The sequence below is a fragment of the Flavobacterium bizetiae genome (assembly GCF_024271895.1).
In the GTDB taxonomy this organism is placed as follows: Bacteria; Bacteroidota; Bacteroidia; order Flavobacteriales; family Flavobacteriaceae; genus Flavobacterium; species Flavobacterium bizetiae.
Window position 1 is genome coordinate 1,314,048 of record NZ_CP091861.1, and the last position, 20,692, is coordinate 1,334,739.

Below are 20,692 nucleotides of genomic sequence, written 5' to 3' on the forward strand. Positions count from 1 at the left end.
TGAAATAAACGCTCAAAAAATGGCTCAAAATGTTGCCGCCTGGGTAGGTTACGAAATGTATTTACCTTTTAAAGAAGACGGAAGATGGGGTTTATTGCTTGAAGGATATTCTAAAGGAAATGATTTTGTATCAGAACTTCAGGGCTCTTTTTACAGAGCAGGCGCCAATTATTATCTTAAAAACGGAAATCGTTTAGGAGCCGGAGTTGCGTACCAATGGGATTTGCCTTATGATGAAGTTTCATTGCCCTACAACAATCCTGATTACAGGATTTACGAGCAATTTATCTGGCGTATCGTTAAAAAAGAAGGAAATGAAGTATGGTCGCAACGTTTTAGAATGGAGCAGCGCTGGTTAGGCCGAAAAGACGATCCTAACAGTACAAGCGATCATTTTGATTATTACAAATTCGAAAATACATTCCGGTATCAGGTGCGCTATCAATATTGGTTTAAACCGAGATGGGCAGCCGTTATTTATGATGAACTTCATATCAGAACCAATGCTGCGAGCAGTAACGAAAACTATCTGGATCAAAACAGATTGTATTTAGGTGGAGCGTATAGTCTGGACAAACGAAGAGAAATCAGAATGGAATTGGGTTATATGAATCAGATTTTTTTTAAATCACCAGATACGGAAGGTGGCTTAAGCCGAATGAACCATACCATCCGAATTACATTAACGACCGATTTGCCTTTTAAAAGAAAAGAAAATTAAAAGTTATGACTGACGAATTTAAAGAAACCAGCGAAGACAGATTTGATCCTGCAGTATCAAAAGCACATCGTTTTGATCAGGGCGTTGCGATCAGAAAAGTTACGCCTCGTTCTCACCATCAGGAATGGAATCCGTCAGAGAATCGGGAAGATCCGGTTGACGTTTTAATAAAAACCAGCATTGGAAGAATCGAAAGTTTATTACCCATTCGATATACCCGAATGATGGAATCGCCTTTTGCATTCTTTAGAGGATCTGCTGCAATTATGGCGGCAGATTTAGCACAAACGCCCAATACAGGAATTGATCTTCAGCTTTGTGGGGATTGTCATTTAATGAATTTTGGAGGTTTTGCCACTCCGGAGCGTAAATTGGTTTTTGATATTAATGATTTTGATGAAACGCATCCAGGACCGTGGGAATGGGATGTAAAAAGACTCTCTGCCAGTTTTGTAATTGCCGGACGATGGAGAAAATTTTCGGATAAAACCTGTAAAGAATTTGCCTGGAATGTAGCAGACAGTTACAAGAGACACATGTTAGAATACAGCAAATTATCGGCACTTCAAATTTGGTATGCTGATATCGATCTGGCTGAACTTATTGAAAGGGGTGAAGACGAAGAGATAAAATCATTTCAGCAAAAACGAATTAAAAAAGCGGCAGAATATACCGCTCATGAGAAAGAATTTGCAAAAATGACCTATCAGGAAGGACCTCGGGCAAGAATAAAAGATGATCCGCCTTTAATTTATCATCCAACAGGAGAAGGAGCAAAACGAATTTTAGAAGAAGCAGAAACCGTTCATAACCGTTACCTGAAAACATTATCTGACGAAAAAAAAGTATTGTTAAGCAGGTATACGTTGCACGATATAGCCATAAAAGTGGTGGGTGTAGGAAGTGTAGGAACACTTTGCGGTATTAGTTTATTAATGTCGGCTACGGGCGAACCTATTTTTTTACAGTTTAAAGAAGCCCGAAAAAGTGTTCTGGAAGAAAATGTAAAAGCAAAAAGCAAATACACGCATCAGGGCGAGCGAATTGTACGAGGACAAAAATTAATGCAATCTGCCTCGGATATGTTTTTAGGATGGACAAATGATGATAAGGATAAGTACTTCTACATCCGTCAGCTTCGTGATGCCAAAGTAAAACCGGTTCTCGAAATCATGAAAGCCAAAAACATGACCGATTATGCCAAAGCATGCGGATGGGCACTGGCAAGAGCACACGCCCGTACAGGAGATCCTTCTGTATTATCAGGTTACATTGGGAAAAGTAATGAATTTGCCAATGCCATTTCGAGATTTTCTATTTCGTATGCCAATCAAAATGAATTGGATTATAATAAAATGCTAGAAGCTATAAAAGAAGGACGATTGCCAATTTCGGCAGAAGTCTAATCTTTTATTAATTAATAAAAATAGAATATATGGGTAAAAAGTTTCTCTTTTTGATGGCCTTAGTGATCTCCGCAATCACAACCAATGGCCAGACACAGCGTATAGATTCTACGGCTGTTTATCTCTTACATCGAACTGGCGAAACATTGCAGGATATCAAGTCGTGCAGTTTTACAGCGATTACAACGTATGACGTCCCCAATGAAAGTTTAGGGCTTATCAAGCACGCCATAAACGATAAAGTGGCTATAAAATTTCCTGATAAAATGAAAGTAACTTCAACAGGAGATAAAGGCAACCGCGCTTTGTGGTACAATGGTAAAAAGCTTAATTATTATTCGCTCGACAATAACACTTATGGTTTTACAGCTGCTCCCGAATCAGTTATTCAAACTATAGACGAGGCGAGCAAAAAATACGGAATTGAGTTTCCCGGCGCTGATTTTTTCTATCCAACCTTCTTGCAGGATTTACTCTCAGAGCAAGGCAATTTAATTTATTTAGGAAAAACAATAGTCGACGGACGTGAAAGCTACCATATCGCGGGAAGTGATAAAACAAAAAGTTTTCAGTTCTGGATAGGAAATGATGATTTGTTTCTCCCTGTAAAATTGGTCATTGTGTATACTTCGGATAAGGACAAACCCCAATACGAAGCCCTTTACAAAGACTGGACCATAAATATTGATTATCCGGATTCAATGTTTGAATTTACGACACCTCCAAAAGCTACAAAAGTGAAGTTAGCGGCTAGAGAAAACACTAAATAATTTGATTAAACTCCATAATTATGAAATCATATCAACCCAAAAATAAAATGGCAGTCATAATTATTGCATTTTTTGCATTATTAATTCTGATTCCAGAGGAGGTATCCGCACAACGTTTTGGTCATTTTGCACCTCCAAGACCCATGCCAATGCCACGCCCGATGCCTATGCCGGCTCCAAGGCCAATTCCACCAGGACCAAGACCAATTCCGCCGGCCCCACGTCCGCTTCCGCCAAGGCCTTTACCGCCAGCGCCGTTGCCACATCCTTACCCGCATCCTTATCCGGTGCCTTTTCATCCTTATCCGGTGCCATTTCCTTATGCTTACCATCCTTTTGTACCCTACGTTTGGGGACCAACATGGTATCCTGTAGGTTTCTTTTTAACCACATTAACAACAGCAGCCATAGTATTATCCGTAGAAAATACGAATTACAATTATGATGATGGTGTTTATTACGTAAAACAATCTAATGGATATCAAGTTGTACCCGCACCACTTGGAGCAACAATTTCAGAATTACCAACTGGATATGTTACAGTAAATGTATCAGGAACAGATTATTACTATTACGGAGGAACTTACTATTCTAAAGTTTCTGATAAATATAAAGTAGTAAATGCACCCGTTGGAGCCGTTGTTTCGCATCTTCCGGAAGGAGCAGAAGAAAAAACAATAGACGGTCAAAAATACATGATTTACAATAATGTGTATTACCAGCCCATTTCTAAAGACGGACAAGACAGTTATGTTGTTGTACAGGGAAAATAACAATTAAAAAGCTCAGAACAGTCTATTTTAATCTCGATAAACTGTTCTGATTAAATAAGTAAGAAATTTACATGTACAGTAATGTAAATTGAATAAAATAATTTATCTTTGAGTGTTAGGTAAGATATTGTGTAGTAGGTATTTGAGAAAATTTAAACAAATATTTAACATGACTTCCCGTATATTCAGGATTTAAGCAAGATTTTAGAAATTTCGATTCAAACTAATTTAATCATTAATTTAAATACCACAAGATGAATATTAAAACAAAGATTTTTCGTATAATTCCAATGATGTTATTGGGATTAATTTACAGTTGTTCTCCAACGGTTAAAGTAACAACTGATTATGACCATTCGGCTAATTTTGGCGAATACAAAACTTTTGCATTTTATGATTTAAAAGCTCAGGAAGGCCAGATAAATCAATTGAATGTTGATCGTATTACAAAAGCAATTCGTTCTGAATTAATCAACAAAGGTTTCACAGAAACTACTACGAATCCTGATTTAAAAGTAAATGCAATTACCATCTTAAAAAATAAAACATCTGTCTCTGCAAACACTGATTTTTATGGTTATGGCGGAATGTACCGTCCCTACGGATATTGGGGTGGCGGCGGAGCCATGATGGGCAATGCCAATACAACATTTAATTCCTACGATTATGTTGATGGATCACTGATCATTGATATTGTATCTTCAAAAACCGGGAAACTGGTTTGGCAAGGAATCGGTAACGCTCAAATTGATAGTAAACCAGACAATCCGGAAGAGTTTGTGGGTAATTCTATCAAAAAAATTCTGGCTGGTTTCCCTCCCGGCTTAGCAAAAAAATAGCTTTATAGATAATTGTTTCAGGACTATACGTATCCTAATCAAATAGGTATAGTTCTGCAGCAAATAATAAAAAAACTTTCTTTTTTAAAATTTTATTTTAAAAGAAAAAAGGATACGTACAAATAAATTAAGCTCACAAACCATGATCGATATAGTACTTTCACTTTTCTTTTTTATAGCAACAATAGTAGGTTTTGCAACATCATCGATGGTCCTGTTTTCAAAAAAAAATTATTCTAAAAGTTTTTTTTTAGGGCTGTTTTTATTTAGCCTGGCCGTTGTTAGCGTATATAACTTTTATTTGTCTGCCAATAGTCGTCAGGAATTTCCCGATTTATTTATGATCGCAAAATCATTTATTTTTCTGGTTGCTCCTTGTGCCTTTTTGTATGTCAGAAGTATTTTGTTTTCGGGCAAATTGTTTAAAAAATACGACTGGCTGCATTTTTTACCTTTTGTGATCTATTTTAGTTTAACCCTTTTGGTATGGATCGGAAATTTTATCGACCTTAAAATTATCGACTATATTTCTGTAAAAATAAATAGTCCTTTTTCGATGTTAAGTCTTAGCGTTTGGCTCTTATATGCTTTTTGCCAGACGATGATGATTTTAAATTACGATCTGAAAAAATTCAAAGAAAATACTTTTAACAGAATAAAAATTTTAAGCTGGATCAGGGTATATAATTTAATGATATTGTTTTTGTTCTCAGCCCTTTTCGTTCATTATTTTTTAATTAGCAGGGTTGATAATATAGATTTTTCATGTTATGTATTAATATCATCAGTTTTGGTTTTTACAGTAGGCTGGCTCTACTTTAAACCGCAAATTTTTTATGATACAAATGAGGTTCCTGAGTTTGTTGAAACCACATCAGAAATACTGGAGGCACACGAAAATAAAACGACTTTGCCACTTGTTAAAGAATTAACTCCCGAAAAAAAATTACTGTATCTCACTAAATTAGAGAACATTTTTTCATCCAAAGAACTCTTTTTGAAAAAAGATCTGGTAATCCGCGATATAGCTGATGAAACTGGAATGTCAGTGCATCATATCTCAAATTTAATCAATTCAGAGTTTAATCTTCATTTTCAGGATTATGTCAATCTAAAAAGGATTGAATATTTTAAAGAAAAAATAAACGATCCCGAATGGAAAGATTTATCACTTGAAGGTATGGCCTGGGGATCTGGTTTTAAGTCCAGAACAACCTGTTTTAGAGCCTTTATAAAACATACCGGAAAATCACCTTCTGAATATTTTAAAGTCATTAGAATTAATCCTGAGAAAACCAGTACTTACTTCTTTAAACAAGCTTCAAGCTAAAAACAAATAGTTTGTAATAAGAAGCTGTGTCGTCTCATTAATTTTTTAAAATAGTAATATGAAAACGAAATTTAATATAAAAAGACACACCATAAAATCAGTTTTTACCATAGTATTGCTGCTAATTTCCTTTTTTAGTCAGGCACAGCTCAAAGGTGGTCATATTCTTGGAGCAATGGGATTACAGTCCGGAACCCAGACCCCTGAAAACACATTAAGTGTTTATGTACCGGGGTATTTTTACAGCGCTTCCTCTTTACGAAATGCCGATGGTGATAAATCGATTGCAAATCCTGACCTGAATATGTTCATTACAGGTGTTGGAGCATCTTATGTAAGCGATTTTAAAATTTTAGGAGCCAATTACGGAGCAACAGTTTTGCTTGCATTTGCATCCAACAGAATTCAGGGAAACACCCTCGACTCAAAAAGTCCTTTTGCTTTAACCGATACGTATGTAGTACCAATTCAGTTAGGCTGGCACCATAAACGAGCCGATTTTGTTTTTAGCTATCAAATTTATTTACCAACAGGTAAGTTTGATTTAGGAGCTTCTGATAATAGCGGTTTGGGTATGTTTATGAATGAATTTTCAGCCGGAACAACTTTATTTTTTAATGATAAAAAAACGTTTCATTTTTCGGCTTTGGCTTCTTATGAAATAAACGGAAAAAAGAAAGATACTGATATTAAAACAGGAGATCTTTTAAGTATTGAAGGAGGTTTGGGAAAAACATTTTATATGATGAATGCTGAAAAAACGGCTCCTAAAGGAATTTTAAACGCAGGATTGATTTATTATTTACAATATAAAGTAACAAACGATCAAATACCGGTTCCTGTTTTTGGCACTATCGAGACTGATAAAGATCGTGTTGGCGGTATAGGAGCTGAGGTAAATTATTTTCATATTGGGTGTAGTACTTCTGCAGGATTTCGCTGGATTGCTGAGGTCGAAGCGATAAACAGATTTCAGGGAAATACATTTTTTCTAACGCTCGCACATGTGTTTAGTTTCAAAAAAAAATAGTCAGCAACTACTAAATGCTGCTTTTTTATTGAAGTGAATAGTTTTGGATGAATGCAGTACAATCTAAATTACTTTAAATGAGAAATACATATTCAGATTATAGTATGAAAAACACGAAACTCTTTCAGAAAATTATTCTCGCCAATCTTTTCTTTATCTTATCATGTACTTCAATGATGGGACAAAAACCTCATATTAGCGTAAAAGATTCTCTCGACGGAGCATTCGATTTAAGCGATTATATCATTTATGCACACGGTTTTATCGTTGTTCCTACACTTATTACCGAGCCCGCTCTGGGAGGAATTGGAGGTGCGGTGCTCCCTATTTTTCTAAAAAAACACGATCCTGTTATTGATGAAAACGGAAAGAAAAGACTCGTAGATCCTGATATTACCGGAGCAATGGGAATGTATACCGGTAATAAAAGCTGGGTTGCAGGTGCCTTTAGAGCAGGAAGTTTTATAAAATCACGCATTATGTATCGCGTTGGGGCCGGTTACGGAGATGTAAACATGTCTTTTTATGAAAATTTACCCAGCGGAAAAGATAAAGAAATAGACCTTAATTTTAAATCCTTTGTTTTTTACTCCCGGGTTATGAAGCAATTTCGAAACGGAAAATGGAGTGCAGGACCACAATATTTTCTGTTAGATTCTAAAATTAATTTCCCTGATTTAAACAATCTTCCATCCTTTGCCAATTTAAAAGATATTAATAGTACCGTCAGTCAGTTAGGGGCAGCGCTTCAGTTTGACGGACGGGATAATATTTTTACTCCCGATAAAGGAATACGGCTTCAGTCAGACTTTTTTTGGTCAGATAAGGCGATAGGCAGTGATTACCAGGCCTGGCGATTAAATTTATCAGCAATAGGTTATTATCCCTTAACTAAAAAATTAATTGGAGGGCTCAGGCTCGAAGGAGAACAAGCTTTTGGACATCCCGCTTTTTATCTTCGACCGGGAATTAACCTAAGAGGAATTCCCGCTGCCAGATATCAGGGTAAAACCAGTATTGTTACAGAAGGCGAGTTAAGATGGGATTTATACAGACGATGGAGCCTTATGGGATATGGAGGTGTTGCAAGCGCTTTTAACGATTGGGACAAGGCCTTTGCCAAACCTGTTGTATACAGCTACGGAACAGGTTTTAGGTATTTACTGGCACGAAAATTCAAACTTCGTATGGGAGTTGACGTTGCAAAAGGGAATGAAGACTGGGCGTATTATGTAGTGTTTGGCAGCAATTGGTTACGATAATAGAATTACAATTAGTTAGTTTATATAGTAAGAGTCTCAATAGAATATTTTCTATTGGGACTTTTGTTTGTATATCAATAAAAACCTGACAGGATAGGTTTTTAAATAAAATACACCATTAAATAAAAAAATAAACTTACCTTTTAGCTACACTAATCCTGATACAGATATGAAAGATATAGCAAAACGTTTTAATGAAAATCCTTTACTATCGCCCTCTGATATACCCGCAAGCAGAGAAGGATTAGAAATTACCTGCCTCCTAAATCCGGGAGTATTTCAGTTTGAAAATAAAACCTGGCTCGTGGTAAGAGTTGCCGAAAGACCGCGACAAAAGGAGAACGTAATTTCTTTTCCAATACTAACAGAAACGGGCGCTATTAAAATCATTGAAATTCCTAAAAATGATCCCGACTTAATAGCCACTGATGCCAGAGTAATCAATTATAAAGGAGTCGATTATTTAACCACATTATCGCATTTAAGATTGTTGTGTAGCGAAGACGGACATAAGTTTTATGAGCCTGAAAATTATCCCCCTCTTGTGGGCGAAGGCATCTTAGAAACTTTTGGTATAGAAGATTGTCGTGTTGCTTTGATCGAAGGAATCTATTATTTAACCTTTACTTCTGTATCAGACAATGGTGTTGGAGTGGGTTTAAGAACTACCACCGACTGGAAAAATTTTAAAAAACACGGTATGATATTGCCGGCACACAATAAAGATTGTGCCATTTTCGAAGAAAAAATAAATGGTTTGTTTTATGCCTTACACCGCCCGAGTAGTGTAGATATTGGCGGTAATTACATTTGGTTAGCCTCATCTCCTGATGGTATTCATTGGGGAAATCATAAATGTATTATTAAAACCAGAAAAGGATTTTGGGACAGTAAAAGAGTTGGCGCAGGAGCCGCCCCTATAAAAACAGACAAAGGCTGGCTGGAAATTTATCATGGTGCCAATGAAAATCATCAATATTGTTTAGGCGCTTTTTTAATGGATCTCGAAGATCCTTCAAAAATTATAGCGCGAACTCTGGACCCCATTATGATCCCGACTACAAATTATGAATTAAGCGGTTTCTTTGGCAATGTAGTATTCACCAACGGTCATATTGTTGAACCGGATGGCGATACTGTTACCATTTATTATGGAGCATCTGATGAATTTGTTTGTGGAGCACAATTTTCGATAAAAGATATTTTTTTACTTTTAAGGGACTAATGCTGCTTAAAAGCAACAAACAAATCCACCAGATTTAGAGATTTATTTCTTCCAGTAAGGTGTAATAATCTTGTTTTGTTTACGGCTTACAATTAATAATATTAAGGTTCCTAAAGCGCAAAAAGCAATCGCTTGTATTGATCCTTCAGGGCCAAATGCTCCACCGGTAATAAATTCCGGTCCTTGTATTTTAGCTTCTAACAAGCTGTTTGTTTTTTCGTTTCCGGATGTGATCGCGCCAAAAATCCCGGATTGGGTAAAATTCCATGCAAAATGCAAAGCAATTGGCATCCATAAACTTCGGCTGTAAATAAAAGCAGCCCCCATCAAAAAACCTGCAGTAGTAATGCATATTCCCGAAATCAAAGTACCGTGAGGATTTGCCAGATGTAAAGCGCCAAATAGTAGCGACGAAATGGTCAAAGCAATATAGCTTCCTAATTTTTCTTCCATAATTCTGAATATAATGCCACGTACCAATATTTCTTCGATAATGGCCACTGTAAACATAAGGGCAAACGGAATCAGGATAAACGAAATGGGGTTGATGTTTACAACGCTGTAACTTCCGTTGAGGTACATTACTAATATAGTAAGTGATTGTAATACAAAACCAATTGAAGTACCGATAAGAAGATTTTTTGCCAATCCTTTTGCAGCAAATTCTGTTACGGTTCTTTTGTCATATTTTTTAAAGAAAAGAACATAGCTCCAAACACATGATGCCGAAACAAAAAGACCTTTTAGAAGATTGCGATAATCTTTGTCGAGCGAAGTTAACCCCAATAATTTTACGGCAATTTGCTGACCAATAATTACAACTGCCATAAAAGTCAATAAGGCAAGAATAATTTTGGTTACAGGAGAATTAAAAGTTCTTTGTTTTAAAGTAAGCGTTTCCATCTGATTTTGTTTTATGATTTAATGATGGAGCAAATGTAGCAGACATCAAAACCAAAAAATAGAATGAAATTTGCCTCTCTTATAATTTTTGAAATTGTTTGGGTAAAAATCCGGTTTGATTTTTAAAAGTTCTGATAAAATGGCTTTGATCTGCAAATCCGCATTGAAAACCTATTTCGGTCAGGTTAATTTGGTTAGAGGTTATCAGCGAAAGCGAACGGTCTATTTTTATACGGCGCATATATTCTCCTAAAGTGCAGCCAAAATATTTAGGAAAATGCTTGGATATCGTAATAGGATTTAAGTTTAAAACCTGAGCCAGATCCTGCAAATTAGGGTTTTCGTTCCAGCAATCATTCAACAATTCGTTTAAACTCTTTACCCAAAACGGACTTTTTTCGTAGCGTTCTAAATGAGTATTCGCATTAGACAATTGTGCAAATAACATATTAATAGTATCGCCCGAAAAAGGATCGGCAATCATAGATTCTTTAAAAATCTTTAAAATCAAAAATTTAGTAAGCGTAGTATTCCGGATCGATTTTTCGATAATAGCTTCAGAGATCTGAAGTTCCTTTAGCAGATTTTCCTCTATTTCGATATTAATATTTTTAGAAGGAAAAAGCGTATCCTGATTAAGATGCAATTCGTCGCTGTGGTAAAATAATAACGAACCCGGACCCACATGCGTACTGGAGTTTTTTCGTTTTTCGGCCGTTCCGCCTTTCAGGAAAAGTGTTATGTGCGCATTATGATGCGAATGCCATCCTTCGTAAACCTTTTGCTGATACTCTGTTTCGACAACCGCAATGCCTTGCTTGTTGTTGAATATATTTTTGGTATTACCCAAATATTTTTCTTTTTCGAGTTCGAACATTTTTCAGGATTAGGAGTGGCATTTACAGCAACCAAATTACTATATATTTATTAAAAGTAAAAATCATTTGTTTTTGATTCTGTTTGAGTTACGGTTTTGCATATTTTGTAAGAGATTATAGCTTAATAAAAATATTTTGTAAATATTAACGGTTAAACCTTAGCTTTTTTGTATAAAATTTAATTGTTTTGTAACAAAAAATAAATTACGACAACTAATTTATTAAATCATTAAATATATATTATGAATACATTTTCATTCAAATCAGTACTTGCTGCTTCGGTTTTTTTTGTTGGAGCAACCGGCTGTTTTGCACAAGACATTTTAGTGAATTCACTAAAGCTGAATGCAAGCGAAAAAAGTAAAGAAAACTTTAAATTTACTGACGTAATCAATTTAGGAACAACTTCTGTAAAATTACAAGGTTCTTCAGGAACATGTTGGAGTTATTCTACCAACTCTTTCTTAGAGTCAGAAATGATTCGTTTAGGAAAACAACCGGTAGAATTGTCGCAGATTTACTCAGCAAGAAACGTTTATGTAGAAAAAGGTGTTAATTATGTACGTATGCACGGCGCTGTTACTTTAGGTGACGGAGGGGCATTGCACGATGTAATTAATATGTATAAAAAATACGGAACTGTACCAAGAGAAGTTTACACAGGATTAAACTACGGAACAGACAAAAATAAATTTGGTGAAATGGCGGCTATTATCGAAGGAGTTTTGACAGCTGTTGTTAAAAACCCGAACGGAGAATTAACGCCAAACTGGAAAAAAGCATACGCTGCAGTTATCGATTCTTATTTAGGAACTGTGCCGGAAAACTTTGCATACAAAGGAAAAAACTACACGCCACAAACTTTTGCTAAAGAAATAGTGGGAATTAATCCTGATGAGTATGTAGAAATATCTTCGTTTACAACATCTCCGTATTACGAAAAAACAACGATGATGGTACCGGACAACTGGTCATTTGATCAGGTTTATAATGTAAAAGTAAACGATATGACCGATGTTATCGACAATGCTTTGAAAAAAGGATACACAGTAGCCTGGGCAACAGATGTAAGCGAGAAAAGCTTTAGCTGGAAAAATGGTGTTGCATACGTACCAACAAAGAAATTTGACGATATGACTGCCGAAGAAAAAGCAGACATGTTTAACGGACCAAAAGCTGAACCGGAAATTACTGCCGAAATGCGTCAGGCTGCGTTTGATAACTATACAACAACAGACGATCACGGAATGCACATTATTGGTCTTGCAAAAGATCAAACCGGAAAAGAATATTACATCGTAAAAAATTCCTGGGGAGCAACAAACGACTACAAAGGTTATTTGTTTGTAACTAAAAACTTTGTGAAATATAAAACAACTGCTTTGTTATTAAACAAAGGTGGAATTCCTACTGATATTGCTAAGAAGTTAGGGGTTTAATAAGTTTATATTTTTTAGAATATTGAAAAAGCGCTGCAAGAGATTGTAGCGCTTTTTTTAATAACTTTTATGCCGTCGGAAATATTATAGAGATAGAATTTTTAGGAAATATGAACCTAAAAGTTATTCTACTTTTTTCTTAAATTATAAAGCTCTGCAGTTTGGATTATGTTATTTTTTATAAAAATTAGTAAGAAATGTTTTTTTGCACAAAAAAAACTATATTTATTCTTTCTTAATTATTATCTGTTGTGTTTAGATAAGTTTGGGAGATTGTATTTTATAGATGAATGAATAAATAAATTTTTATATGGAAATCCTAAATATTATTGCAGCAGTTGCTACTATACTGTCTTTTATATTATCACTTTTAGTTTATACTAAAGTAAGCAAGATTGATAAAAGTATAAATGTAAAAAAAATTAAAAAGGGAAAAAAGAATGTAATAAAAGGAAAAGATAATGTTCTTTCTGGAAGAGATTCTAATATTTTAAGATGAAAAATAGCTCGGTTAAAGGAAAGAATAATATCGTTGCCGGTAGAGATGTCAATAATATATTTCAAATGCAAGCAAATACCCAAGAAGTTGAACTTGGAGTAATAAATGATATATTTGATTTCGTAATTAAAGAAGCTAAAAATCTAGATTTAGATGATAGTAAAAAGGCTTTTACATCGGATAGGCTGATACATATATTAAAAAAGATTAATATCAATTTTTGTGAAAAAAATGAAATTGTTGAGGTGAAACAATATTTTACTGATCTATATTCTAAAATACATAGTGTTGAAAAATCTTTTCAGGCTCTAAATGAAGATGATCAACAATCTATCCATTTCTATGTTTCAAGTAAATATTTTGATTTGAAACGATCTGAGATGAAACCAATAGAAATTTTGAAAACTTTAGCTGATATATTTATGCCTCCTAGTAACGTAAAAAATCCTACTTATGTGAGTATTGCCCAATCAATTGTACTTTTTTTCTTTGATGATTGTACTATATTTGAAAAAACACTAGATGAGTCAAATCAACATCTAGATCTTTTTGCAGATTTATAATTATGTTATTACCAACTAAACATCAAGATTTAAGCAATAATATTTTAGTATTAGGGGCTGATATTCTGTATTTTTTAAAGAAAGAAAGCTATACTCCTGAGGAAATTTTTCAGAAATTGAAAAAGGAGAAAAATGTAACATTAGAATATTTATTTGATGCTTTAACTTTTTTATGGTTAATTGAAGCAATAACTTTTACAGATAACAAAGTCACTAAATGTATTTAGAAAAAATTTACTCTGAACCACATGGCCTTTTTCAAACAACCGAATTTAGGAATGGTCTAAATATTATTTATGGTCAAAAAGAAGATCAAAGTCCTAAAGATTCCTTAAATAGTATTGGTAAGTCAACTTTCTTAGATTTGATAGATTTTTGTTTGTTATCTTCTTATCAAAAAAATCATAATCCAAGATTATTTGCAGCAAAACATTTAATGATTGGTTTTGATATTGTACTAGAATTTTCAATTAGTGAAACTAAATACATTATTAAAAGAAATGTTGAAAATCCAAATGTAGCTGAATTTGGTAAATATGGTGAAGAAGCTAAGATATATTCAATTGATAGTTTAAAAGAAATTTTTGGAATATTAATTTTTAAAACAAAAAATTATCCTGGTAAATTTAATGTTAAGTGGTACAGGCAATTGATGTCTTTTTATATAAAAATTCAAAAGTTTAAGCAAGCGAAATTTTTGGATCCAATAAAATATATTTCAGAACTATCAGAAGTACAATTAAACATATTTCATTTTTATTTATTAGGATTAGATAATTCTATTCCGTTTAAATTGTTTAAATATAGAATGGATCAAAAAGGATTGGAAACTTCTTTAATTGAAATTAAAAGATATGCAGAAGAGAAGTATGATTTAAAAAATCTTAAAGACACTCAAAATGAAATAAACAAGCTTAAAATTGAAATTGATAAATTAGAAATAGCAATTAGTAGATTTGAATTAGGTGAACAATATAGTGATGCTGAGACAGAAGCAAATCAACTTACTGAATCAATTAAAGGCAATTTATATCAAAGTTTTGTTGATAGAGAAAAGATTAAATCATATGAAGAGAGTTTTTTATTACCGGAAAAAGTTAATACAAGAAGAATTACTACAATGTATAAGCAAGTTTCTGAGGAACTGTCTCTTAAAATAAAAAAAACAATAGAAGAAGCTGTTGCCTTTAGAAATGAATTATCAAATTCAAGAAAAGAGTTTATTAGTAATGAAATTGATAGATTGAAGAAAATCATCAAAGAAAGGGAAGAAATTTTAAAGGATTTAGAAGAAAAGAGAGCAAAGTTGTTTTATTTTTTATCAGCAAAAGAAGCTATTTCTGATTTAACGGAAGCTTTTTTTAATTTAAGTGATAAAAAAACAAAATTATCTGAATTAGAATCAAATACTAAAGTTTTATTTGACTTAACAAGAGAGTTAAATGAGATAGAAACTGAAATTAATAAGCTAAAAAATGAATCATTAAATTATATAGATTCAATAGGTAAGCTTATTGCAGATTTTTATAAAAACTTTAATGATGTATATAATTCAATATATATAGGGAATAGTGAATTTTCTCGTTTTTCCATTACACAAAATTTAAAGAAAGATAGCTTAATTGAAATTGATATATCTTTACCTGATATGTTTGGAAAAGGTAAAAATCAAGGACGAACCTTAATTTATGATTTGTCAATTTTAATATCTAACATAATTAATACGGAAAATTTTCCTAGATTTTTAATTCATGATGGTATTTTTGATGGAGTTGATAAAGCTCATTTTGTTTCTGTTTGTGAGTTTATAGACGGTTTTGTAAGTGTTGGAAAAAAAATACAGTACATCACAACGATAAATGAAGAGGGGACATTAACCGCTGATAAATTTGGAGACATTGATCATGTAGATCCTAAATATATTGAAGAAAATTCAATTTTAATATTATCCCCTAAAAATAAACTTTTTGGTAGTGACTTTGGACAATAGTAATTGAAGAAACTATTTAATATATTCTAAAGATGAAATTTTAAAAAGGCAAAGGAAATAAGAAACAAAAAAAAGAGATATCAAATCTCTTTTTTTTATATATTTTCATAAAAAAGAAAATTACTTCCCTCCCAACAACTTCTCTAAATATTCCACTTTCTCTTTTTCAGCCAAAACCAAACGCTCATAAAGTTCTACAACTTTATCAAGTGGGTTAAACGTACAGCTATAATTAAATGAAGACGCATTATCATGATTATTGATTGTATTTCCAATAATGTTTAAAACTGCTTCTTCAGAGAAATTCTTAATTCCTTCAACAGTCACGCCTAAAACTTCGGCAATTGCCTTCAGTTTTTCTTCATCTATAGTTTCACTGTTTTCAATAGCCGAAATCGCCTGTTGGTTTGTTCCTAAAGCTTGTGCCAATGCTTCTTGTTTCATGTCACGAAGTTCACGAATACGGCTAATTTTTCGCCCTATATGATTTGGTTTTGTAAGTGTGCTCATAATTCAAAGATATTTAAAATTCTTGACAAATAATCTGTACCGTAAAATACAAGTTGTTCCTTGTGCGATACATTTTAGTATTTCGCGAAAATTTATTGCTTAGTTGCGATGTGTAAAACAAAAATACAATTTTTCGTACATCCGGCAATTAAATCTATTGCAAACAATCCTTCATTATATATTGCCTTTACAAAATTGACACTTAGACGGCTTTTTAGGTTATTTACAGTTGGTTTTTATTATAAGTAATTCAAAATCAGTATATTTATATGTTTTTTTTTAACGAGTGAACTTTACAAAACCATCATGAAAACGTATGGAATACTTTTTATAGCAATTGTATTTAATTTTTCTTTGAGCTGTTTCGGGCAAAGCAAAGACAATGCTCGCGATGTTACAGCAATTGAAAATGCAACCGTACGCTCTGATAATTCCTCAAAAGAAAATATGGTAATTGTAGGCTATTATGTAGAAGAAACCATCAATATGACTTTTGGCAAAAGAGTCACGAAATACGAAGTTTCAAAATTAGATATGGTATACACAAATGACCTGGGACCAAATAATACCAGAGTCGTAACACCAATATACAGAAAACCTAAAGTAAGAAGAGTTGATTTGGCATTGCAGTCGAAAACCTTTGTTGATAGCAGCGCCACAAAAATTTTGCCCGTTAAAGTCGAAGTTATTGCTCCGGCCGAAGATCCGAAATATGTAACGATCGATGTAGTCGATACCTACGCGAAAGTTTTAGGCAAAGGGTACAAATCTGTAGAGATGCTCACAAAAGTTGCCGACAGGGCTTATTTTGATGGTGATTTGGCCACAGCGGCTAAATACTACGAAGAACTGTTTGTTTTGAAAACAGATTTAGATGCCATGTATTATTATCGTTACGCCGAATCTTTAAAAGGCATCAATCAAATGGGCAAAGCAAATGAAGCAATGCTTTTGTTTGAGAGTAAAAATACAAGCAACAATGTAGTAAAACACAATAAATTGGTTAGGAATTAAATGTCAATTTTTGAAAAGAATTATGATCATTGGTATTTAACATAGCCAATGGTTTCAACCGTTGGAACGCAATAAATCTATTGATACAATCTTACTGCTGAAACTGAAGGTGTAATTGAGCTATGGTAGAATTTGGATTCAATACAAATATTATAAGGCAAAAAAAAAGACTATCGTATGATAGTCTTTTTTTTAAGCTCCCCCTCTTGGGCTCGAACCAACCCCGATAGCTATCGGGGCTCTGATTAACAGTCTGGGTTGTATTTATTTTTGAGTTTTAAAATTATATCAGGGTATTTAATTAGATTTTCGATATAAGTTTTACTTTTCATTTTTTTAATATGCTTCTCGATTAGTAGTGCTTGAGCTTTACACTGGCATGTTATTTTGAGAAATAATTCCCAATCATTTGCGTTTGATGTAAATTTATGGGATTCAGCATTTTCATGAAACTCTAGTCTGGTGTCAAAATTAGAAGTGAATCCAATGTAAAATCGATTAAGCTTGTTGGAATGAAGAATGTAAACAATATTCATAGAAATTAAATTTAGGGCAAAAAAAATACCACTTACAGATGTAAGTGGTATTTAATAAGCTCCCCCTCTTGGGCTCGAACCAAGGACCCTCTGATTAACAGTCAGATGCTCTAACCAACTGAGCTAAGGAGGAATCACCTTAAAGGTAAATATGTTTGCTAAAAAAAGTTGCTCCCCCTCTTGGGCTCGAACCAAGGACCCTCTGATTAACAGTCAGATGCTCTAACCAACTGAGCTAAGGAGGAAGATGTTGCTCTTTTTAGCGAGTGCAAATATAGATCATTTTTTAGATTCTCAAAAACATTTTTGCACTTTTTATTAATTTTTTTTTCTACTTGACAATCGCCTTATAAATATCGTTTCCGTTAGCAAACAAAAGTAGTGTTATAAGTAAAACGAAACCAACGATTTGGGCATTTTCAAGGAATTTATCGCTTGGTTTTCGGCCACTAATTATTTCGTATAATAAAAACATAACATGACCACCATCAAGAGCCGGAATTGGCAATAAATTCATAACTCCAAGCATAATTGATAGCAAAGCGGTGATCGACCAGAAAGTTTCCCAGCTCCAGGTATTCGGAAAAATGTTAAAAATCGCAGCAAAACCACCTACTTGTTTGTACGCTTTTGTTTCAGGATTAAAAATCATTTTAAGTTGTTTTCCGTATCCTACTAATTGATCCTTTCCTTTTGTTAATCCAACCGGAATTGATTCAAGGAAACTGTAGTTTTTCTTGCTTACTTTATAGTAACCTAATTTTTCTAAAGATTCGATATTTAATCCACCAACGTTCACGCCTAATTTTCCTGCATCAGAAACTTTAACCGTAACAGGTACTTGTTTCAAATCACGTAACACAACAGCTGGAAGTGTTTTTCCTTTATTGCTTTCTAAAATAGCTTTAACCTGATCAAAGTATCTTGCATCCTGACCATTTAGGGTAATAATTAAATCTTTTGGTTTTAAAGCTGTATTTCCTGATTCTGGAGTAACAGCAGCAACAGCAAAAGGAATTCTCATTCCCACAAGCAATCCTTTTTCATATTTTGATAATTGATCGGCAAAATCATTCGGTATATTGATCGTTTCTTGTTTTCCGGCTCTTTCAATTAAAACCTGCTTCGCCAGAATAATATTCATGTTTAGCTCTTTGTCAAAATTTTCAACTTTTTTGCCATCAATCGAAATGATTTTATCCCCGGTTCTAAAACCAGCTTTAATCATCGCTGGATTTTCGATTAAAACACCATCTTTCAAATCAGCATTTGCTACATATGTATCGCCATAAGCAAACGCCATTCCTATATATATAATGAATGCCAGAATAAAGTTTACCGTAACTCCCCCCAACATAATAATCAAACGTTGCCATGCTGGCTTAGAACGAAATTCCCAAGGTTGAGGAGGCAAAGCCATTTGGTCTTTGTCCATACTTTCGTCGATCATTCCCGAGATTTTTACATAACCTCCAAGTGGTAACCAACCAATTCCGTATTCGGTTTCGCCAATTTTCTTTTTTAACAGAGAATATTTAACATCAAAAAATAAGTAGAATTTTTCGACTCTTGTTTTAAATAATTTTGCAGGAATAAAATGTCCTAATTCGTGAAGAATAATAAGTAAAGATAAACTCAATAGAAATTGAGAGAGTTTGATAACTATATCCATTTTGTATTTTTAGTTCGTAATTTAACGCACAAAAGTAACGTTTCTATTTTAATTTGATAGTGCAATATAATACTTAAGGTTTTAAATGTTTGTTAATTAATAAACATTTAGATTTCTACTTTTACGCAGAAGCTTTAACTTTACTTTTTTAAACACTATCATACTCAATAGGTAGCGTAAACCCATTAAAAGTTACAATTATGGCGTCATTATTATTTTCTCCACTTACAATAAAAAAAATCACTTTAAAAAATAGAATCGTTATATCGCCTATGTGTCAATACTCAGCAATTGACGGATTTGCAAACGATTGGCATTTAGTGCATTTAGGAAGTCGCGCCAGCGGTGGCGTAGGACTGATTATTCAGGAAGCAACAGCAGTTTCTCCCGAAGCCAGAATTTCTCCATCTGACTTAGGAATCTGGAAAGATGAACATATCGAGAAACTAAAAACAATCAATCAATTTATAGTTTCTCAAAATTCGGTTCCCGGAATCCAGTTAGCACATGCCGGACGAAAAGCAAGTGTTTCGGTTCCCTGGGAAGGCAATAAAAAGTTAGACTTCGCTCAGGGTGGATGGCAAACGGTTTCTGCAAGCGCCATTCCTTATCATGATGACGAACCCTTTCTTCCTGAAGCTTTAGACCAAAACGGAATCCAGAAAGTAATTTCAGATTTTAAAGCTGCGACAAAAAGAGCGGTTCAGGCCGGTTATCAGGTAATGGAAGTTCACGGAGCGCACGGTTATTTACTGCACCAGTTTTTATCTCCTTTAACCAATAACAGAACCGATGAATATGGCGGAAGTTTCGAAAACAGAATCCGTTTTACCTTAGAAATTGTTGAAGCCGTACAATCAGAATGGCCATCAGATTTGCCTTTATTCGTTCGAATTTCAGCAACAGATTGGGCAGAAGGAGGATGGAATCCCGAAGAATCTGTACAACTTTCTAAAATCTTAAAAGAAAAAGGAGTAGACCTGATTGATGTTTCATCAGGCGGATTAGTTTCATATCAAAAAATTCCGGTTGGTCCGGGTTATCAGGTTAATTTTGCAGCAAAAATCAAAAAAGAAGTAAATATTGCAACTGGCGCAGTAGGCTTAATTACCGAAGCCAAACAAGCCGAAGCCATCCTGAAAAATGCTCAGGCCGATTTGGTTTTATTCGCCAGAGAATCATTGAGAAACCCAAACTTGCCTTTAGACTTTGCCAAAGAATTAAACGACGATATTCAATGGCCAAAACAATACGAACGCGCTAAAATTTAAGTAATAAAAAAGGTTGCCACGAATTACACTAATTTCCACGAATTATTATGGTTTAATTTTT

21 protein-coding genes and 2 tRNA genes are annotated in these 20,692 nt (G+C 33.9%); 16 read left to right on the forward strand and 7 right to left on the reverse strand.

Annotation, left to right across the window (positions count from 1 at the left end):
* The first annotated feature begins 19 nt into the window (after nt 1–19).
* From L0669_RS05920 to L0669_RS05960, 9 genes are all read left to right on the forward strand, one after another.
* Entirely contained in the window at nt 20–721 is a 702-nt protein-coding gene (locus L0669_RS05920) for a DUF2490 domain-containing protein (RefSeq protein WP_263762033.1), read from the forward strand.
* A gap of 5 nt (nt 722–726) precedes the next feature.
* Nucleotides 727–2,127: a DUF2252 domain-containing protein gene (locus L0669_RS05925; RefSeq protein ID WP_263762035.1), complete on the forward strand. Its 1,401-nt coding sequence runs from the start codon at nt 727–729 to the stop codon at nt 2,125–2,127.
* A gap of 29 nt (nt 2,128–2,156) precedes the next feature.
* The gene (locus L0669_RS05930) at nt 2,157–2,897 is read left to right on the forward strand and encodes a DUF2092 domain-containing protein (RefSeq protein WP_263762037.1); all 741 of its coding nucleotides are present in this window, start codon (nt 2,157–2,159) and stop codon (nt 2,895–2,897) included.
* Nucleotides 2,898–2,917: 20 nt separating this feature from the next.
* Complete coding sequence (locus tag L0669_RS05935) at nt 2,918–3,670, forward strand: DUF6515 family protein (RefSeq protein WP_263762039.1); 753 nt, start codon at nt 2,918–2,920, stop codon at nt 3,668–3,670.
* Nucleotides 3,671–3,924: 254 nt separating this feature from the next.
* Nucleotides 3,925–4,509 carry a DUF4136 domain-containing protein gene (locus L0669_RS05940; protein ID WP_263762040.1) on the forward strand — a complete coding sequence of 195 codons (585 nt, stop codon included), beginning with the start codon at nt 3,925–3,927 and terminating at the stop codon, nt 4,507–4,509.
* A gap of 142 nt (nt 4,510–4,651) precedes the next feature.
* Complete coding sequence (locus tag L0669_RS05945) at nt 4,652–5,839, forward strand: helix-turn-helix domain-containing protein (protein WP_263762042.1); 1,188 nt, start codon at nt 4,652–4,654, stop codon at nt 5,837–5,839.
* Nucleotides 5,840–5,897: 58 nt separating this feature from the next.
* A complete protein-coding gene (locus L0669_RS05950) occupies nt 5,898–6,869 on the forward strand; it encodes a SphA family protein (RefSeq protein ID WP_263762044.1) in 972 nt (323 codons plus the stop codon).
* Between the two features lie 77 nt (nt 6,870–6,946).
* On the forward strand, nt 6,947–8,131 hold the full coding sequence (locus L0669_RS05955; protein ID WP_263762046.1) for a BamA/TamA family outer membrane protein: 1,185 nt from the start codon (nt 6,947–6,949) through the stop codon (nt 8,129–8,131).
* A 169-nt stretch (nt 8,132–8,300) separates the two neighbouring features.
* Entirely contained in the window at nt 8,301–9,356 is a 1,056-nt protein-coding gene (locus L0669_RS05960; protein ID WP_263762048.1) for a glycoside hydrolase family 130 protein, read from the forward strand.
* 42 nt (nt 9,357–9,398) lie between these two features.
* Here the strand turns inward: L0669_RS05960 and L0669_RS05965 are convergent, their stop codons facing one another.
* On the reverse strand, nt 9,399–10,259 hold the full coding sequence (locus L0669_RS05965; RefSeq protein WP_263762050.1) for a CPBP family intramembrane glutamic endopeptidase: 861 nt from the start codon (nt 10,257–10,259) through the stop codon (nt 9,399–9,401).
* A 79-nt stretch (nt 10,260–10,338) separates the two neighbouring features.
* Nucleotides 10,339–11,136 (reverse strand): AraC family transcriptional regulator, encoded by a 798-nt coding sequence (locus L0669_RS05970; protein WP_263762052.1) that lies wholly within the window; start codon nt 11,134–11,136, stop codon nt 10,339–10,341.
* 243 nt (nt 11,137–11,379) lie between these two features.
* On the opposite strand from L0669_RS05970, the gene L0669_RS05975 reads away from it, so the two are divergent.
* The 5 genes from L0669_RS05975 to L0669_RS05995 all read left to right on the forward strand — a co-directional run bounded on the left by L0669_RS05975 (nt 11,380) and on the right by L0669_RS05995 (nt 15,628).
* A complete protein-coding gene (locus L0669_RS05975) occupies nt 11,380–12,576 on the forward strand; it encodes a C1 family peptidase (protein WP_263762053.1) in 1,197 nt (398 codons plus the stop codon).
* Nucleotides 12,577–12,886: 310 nt separating this feature from the next.
* Nucleotides 12,887–13,075 (forward strand): hypothetical protein, encoded by a 189-nt coding sequence (locus L0669_RS05980; protein ID WP_263762055.1) that lies wholly within the window; start codon nt 12,887–12,889, stop codon nt 13,073–13,075.
* Nucleotides 13,072–13,638 (forward strand): hypothetical protein, encoded by a 567-nt coding sequence (locus L0669_RS05985; RefSeq protein ID WP_263762057.1) that lies wholly within the window; start codon nt 13,072–13,074, stop codon nt 13,636–13,638. Before L0669_RS05980 ends, L0669_RS05985 begins: the two co-directional genes overlap by 4 nt.
* A 2-nt stretch (nt 13,639–13,640) precedes the next feature.
* Nucleotides 13,641–13,865, forward strand: a complete 225-nt coding sequence (locus L0669_RS05990) for an ABC-three component system middle component 6 (RefSeq protein WP_263762059.1) — start codon at nt 13,641–13,643, stop codon at nt 13,863–13,865.
* Nucleotides 13,856–15,628, forward strand: coding sequence for a DUF2326 domain-containing protein (locus L0669_RS05995; protein ID WP_263762061.1), 1,773 nt, complete (start codon nt 13,856–13,858; stop codon nt 15,626–15,628). The genes L0669_RS05990 and L0669_RS05995 overlap by 10 nt, the downstream gene beginning before the upstream one ends.
* Nucleotides 15,629–15,748: 120 nt before the next feature.
* Here the strand turns inward: L0669_RS05995 and L0669_RS06000 are convergent, their stop codons facing one another.
* Nucleotides 15,749–16,138, reverse strand: coding sequence for a helix-turn-helix domain-containing protein (locus L0669_RS06000; protein WP_263762063.1), 390 nt, complete (start codon nt 16,136–16,138; stop codon nt 15,749–15,751).
* Between the two features lie 306 nt (nt 16,139–16,444).
* On the opposite strand from L0669_RS06000, the gene L0669_RS06005 reads away from it, so the two are divergent.
* Nucleotides 16,445–17,152: a hypothetical protein gene (locus L0669_RS06005; protein WP_263762065.1), complete on the forward strand. Its 708-nt coding sequence runs from the start codon at nt 16,445–16,447 to the stop codon at nt 17,150–17,152.
* 245 nt (nt 17,153–17,397) lie between these two features.
* Here the strand turns inward: L0669_RS06005 and L0669_RS06010 are convergent, their stop codons facing one another.
* The 4 genes from L0669_RS06010 to rseP all read right to left on the reverse strand — a co-directional run bounded on the left by L0669_RS06010 (nt 17,398) and on the right by rseP (nt 19,360).
* On the reverse strand, nt 17,398–17,688 hold the full coding sequence (locus L0669_RS06010) for a GIY-YIG nuclease family protein (RefSeq protein WP_263762067.1): 291 nt from the start codon (nt 17,686–17,688) through the stop codon (nt 17,398–17,400).
* A gap of 59 nt (nt 17,689–17,747) precedes the next feature.
* A tRNA-Asn gene (locus L0669_RS06015) sits at nt 17,748–17,821 on the reverse strand.
* A gap of 38 nt (nt 17,822–17,859) precedes the next feature.
* A tRNA-Asn gene (locus tag L0669_RS06020) sits at nt 17,860–17,933 on the reverse strand.
* Between the two features lie 86 nt (nt 17,934–18,019).
* A complete protein-coding gene (rseP, locus tag L0669_RS06025) occupies nt 18,020–19,360 on the reverse strand; it encodes an RIP metalloprotease RseP (RefSeq protein ID WP_263762069.1) in 1,341 nt (446 codons plus the stop codon).
* A gap of 200 nt (nt 19,361–19,560) precedes the next feature.
* On the opposite strand from rseP, the gene L0669_RS06030 reads away from it, so the two are divergent.
* The gene (locus L0669_RS06030) at nt 19,561–20,631 is read left to right on the forward strand and encodes an NADH:flavin oxidoreductase/NADH oxidase (RefSeq protein WP_173970721.1); all 1,071 of its coding nucleotides are present in this window, start codon (nt 19,561–19,563) and stop codon (nt 20,629–20,631) included.
* Nucleotides 20,632–20,692 lie beyond the last annotated feature (61 nt).

Coding starts and splice junctions, on each gene's coding strand:
- L0669_RS05980 (WP_263762055.1), top strand. CDS start 12,887: ATGGAAATCCTAAATATTATTGCAGCAGTTGCTACTATACTGTCTTTT.
- L0669_RS05935 (WP_263762039.1), top strand. CDS start 2,918: ATGAAATCATATCAACCCAAAAATAAAATGGCAGTCATAATTATTGCA.
- L0669_RS05995 (WP_263762061.1), top strand. CDS start 13,856: ATGTATTTAGAAAAAATTTACTCTGAACCACATGGCCTTTTTCAAACA.
- L0669_RS05955 (WP_263762046.1), top strand. CDS start 6,947: ATGAGAAATACATATTCAGATTATAGTATGAAAAACACGAAACTCTTT.
- L0669_RS05990 (WP_263762059.1), top strand. CDS start 13,641: ATGTTATTACCAACTAAACATCAAGATTTAAGCAATAATATTTTAGTA.
- L0669_RS06000 (WP_263762063.1), bottom strand. CDS start 16,138: ATGAGCACACTTACAAAACCAAATCATATAGGGCGAAAAATTAGCCGT.
- L0669_RS06005 (WP_263762065.1), top strand. CDS start 16,445: ATGAAAACGTATGGAATACTTTTTATAGCAATTGTATTTAATTTTTCT.
- L0669_RS05920 (WP_263762033.1), top strand. CDS start 20: ATGGCTCAAAATGTTGCCGCCTGGGTAGGTTACGAAATGTATTTACCT.
- L0669_RS05985 (WP_263762057.1), top strand. CDS start 13,072: ATGAAAAATAGCTCGGTTAAAGGAAAGAATAATATCGTTGCCGGTAGA.
- L0669_RS05925 (WP_263762035.1), top strand. CDS start 727: ATGACTGACGAATTTAAAGAAACCAGCGAAGACAGATTTGATCCTGCA.
- L0669_RS05970 (WP_263762052.1), bottom strand. CDS start 11,136: ATGTTCGAACTCGAAAAAGAAAAATATTTGGGTAATACCAAAAATATA.
- L0669_RS06010 (WP_263762067.1), bottom strand. CDS start 17,688: ATGAATATTGTTTACATTCTTCATTCCAACAAGCTTAATCGATTTTAC.
- L0669_RS05975 (WP_263762053.1), top strand. CDS start 11,380: ATGAATACATTTTCATTCAAATCAGTACTTGCTGCTTCGGTTTTTTTT.
- L0669_RS05930 (WP_263762037.1), top strand. CDS start 2,157: ATGGGTAAAAAGTTTCTCTTTTTGATGGCCTTAGTGATCTCCGCAATC.
- L0669_RS05945 (WP_263762042.1), top strand. CDS start 4,652: ATGATCGATATAGTACTTTCACTTTTCTTTTTTATAGCAACAATAGTA.
- L0669_RS05940 (WP_263762040.1), top strand. CDS start 3,925: ATGAATATTAAAACAAAGATTTTTCGTATAATTCCAATGATGTTATTG.
- L0669_RS05965 (WP_263762050.1), bottom strand. CDS start 10,259: ATGGAAACGCTTACTTTAAAACAAAGAACTTTTAATTCTCCTGTAACC.
- L0669_RS06030 (WP_173970721.1), top strand. CDS start 19,561: ATGGCGTCATTATTATTTTCTCCACTTACAATAAAAAAAATCACTTTA.
- L0669_RS05960 (WP_263762048.1), top strand. CDS start 8,301: ATGAAAGATATAGCAAAACGTTTTAATGAAAATCCTTTACTATCGCCC.
- L0669_RS05950 (WP_263762044.1), top strand. CDS start 5,898: ATGAAAACGAAATTTAATATAAAAAGACACACCATAAAATCAGTTTTT.
- rseP (WP_263762069.1), bottom strand. CDS start 19,360: ATGGATATAGTTATCAAACTCTCTCAATTTCTATTGAGTTTATCTTTA.